This is a genomic window from Shigella sp. FC1967, from assembly GCF_001743005.1.
Taxonomy (GTDB): Bacteria; Pseudomonadota; Gammaproteobacteria; order Enterobacterales; family Enterobacteriaceae; genus Proteus.
Genome location: NZ_MIIZ01000940.1, coordinates 1 through 1729 on the forward strand (window position 1 = coordinate 1; position 1729 = coordinate 1729).

Annotated in this window: 2 protein-coding genes and 1 pseudogene; 2 read left to right on the forward strand and 1 reads right to left on the reverse strand. The window is 38.2% G+C overall.

Features of this window, described 5'->3' with window-relative positions; genetic code table 11:
• Positions 1-99: 99 nt before the first annotated feature.
• A pseudogene (locus tag BHE89_RS16200) lies at positions 100-887 on the forward strand (threonine/serine exporter family protein).
• Positions 878-1351 (forward strand): threonine/serine exporter, encoded by a 474-nt coding sequence (locus tag BHE89_RS16205; protein WP_171729939.1) that lies wholly within the window; start codon positions 878-880, stop codon positions 1349-1351. The pseudogene BHE89_RS16200 and the gene BHE89_RS16205 overlap by 10 nt, the downstream one beginning before the upstream one ends.
• A gap of 4 nt (positions 1352-1355) precedes the next feature.
• Here the strand turns inward: BHE89_RS16205 and BHE89_RS16210 are convergent, their stop codons facing one another.
• Positions 1356-1538: a hypothetical protein gene (locus BHE89_RS16210; protein WP_069369016.1), complete on the reverse strand. Its 183-nt coding sequence runs from the start codon at positions 1536-1538 to the stop codon at positions 1356-1358.
• Positions 1539-1729 lie beyond the last annotated feature (191 nt).

Here is a 1729-nt window from a genome sequence, read left to right on the forward strand (position 1 = left end):
GCTTTAGGTGTACATCAAGTCGAAAGTGCAATTTCTGCTAATGCGGTTGTATTAACCACGATTGTTAACGGACATTGCCAAACTTCAACACGAAAGATAATGGCGGAGTGCACTGCCATTTCACAAGATAAACAGCGTGAAATTACCAAGTTATGTATTCAAACTCGCTGTTACTATTGCAACATGGCGCAGAAAGCATGCTGGTTGAACAGCTTTCAACCCGTTTAGGTTTAGCTTTAGGTGTACATCAAGTCGAAAGTGCAATTTCTGCTAATGCGGTTGTATTAACCACGATTGTTAACGGACATTGCCAAACTTCAACACGAAAGATAGTTGACCGCGGTATTAATATGCATGTTGTGACAGAGGTTCAGCATATTGTTATTTTGGTTGAACATCACCTTGCAGATATTCATGAAGCAAGAAAACGTTTTGAACATATAAAACCCTTACGCTATCCACGTTGGGTAATTATTGTTATGGTTGCCTTATCTTGTGGTTGTTTTTCTAAATTAAATGGCGGCAATTGGGATGGCTTTTTAGTTTCTGCCATTGGTGGTGGTCTGGGTATGTTTGTACGTCAAGTATTAACACATCGCCAAATGAATCCATTAATTAATTTCTGTATTACGGCATTTGTAGCGACTTCAGTCTCAGGTCTATTATTAAAACTCTCTTATTTTCAAACGACGGCAACGATTTCAATGGCTGCTAGTGTCTTATTGTTGGTTCCCGGATTTCCTTTAATTAATGCTGTTGCTGATATGTTTAAAGGGCATGTTAATACCGGCTTAGCGCGTTGGGCAATGGCAACCATGTTAACATTGGCAACCTGTTTAGGCGTTATTTTAGCCATGGCCGTATGGGGGTTAAGAGATTGGGCATAATAATGATAATTCTTACCCTAATTGAAGATATGGTTTTAGCGGCTATTCCTGCTGTGGGTTTTGCAATGGTATTTAATGTGCCTTTAAGAGCATTAAAATATTGCGCATTATTAGGAGCAATAGGTCACGGCTCTCGCACTGTTTTAGTCATGAGTGGGATGAATATAGAATGGGCAAGTTTTTGTGCCGCTATTTTAGTCGGGTGCATTGGTATTCAATGGTCACGTTGGTGGCTTGCACACCCTAAAGTCTTTACTGTTGCCGCAGTTATTCCAATGTTCCCTGGAATAAATGCATATATCGCGATGATCTCAGTGGTGAAGTTAACACAAATTGGTTATAGCGCAGAAATTTTTGAAGCTTTAGTTACTAATTTCCTTAAAGCTTCATTTATTGTCGGTGCGCTCTCTATCGGGCTATCCTTGCCGGGATTATGGTTATATCGCAAGCGTCCGAGTGTATAATGACTTATATTGCGTGTTGTAGAGAGTTTAATGTAATATCCAGTTCGTTTTTATCGGAAATAATAATTTGAATTCGTAGTTTATTCTCAGATTCTAAACTGGCATGCGCTTTAACATCTTCGTTATTCGCATGCTTTTTTGTTATCTCGACTAATTCGTCCATTAAATTCAGCATATTCTCATTCATTTTTAAATTTCTCCAAATCATTGATGGACTAAACCATAGCAAATCCCTTTTGCGTTAATGTCGAGAATAACGGCTTTTTCTATCACCATTCACGTTATTCGCATGCTTTTTTGTTATCTCGACTAATTCGTCCATTAAATTCAGCATATTCTCATTCATTTTTAAATTTCTCCAAATCATTGATGGACTAA

What these genes read in the sequence shown, in the direction of transcription:
- BHE89_RS16210 (WP_069369016.1), bottom strand. Translation starts at nt 1,538, where the DNA reads ATGAATGAGAATATGCTGAATTTAATGGACGAATTAGTCGAGATAACA.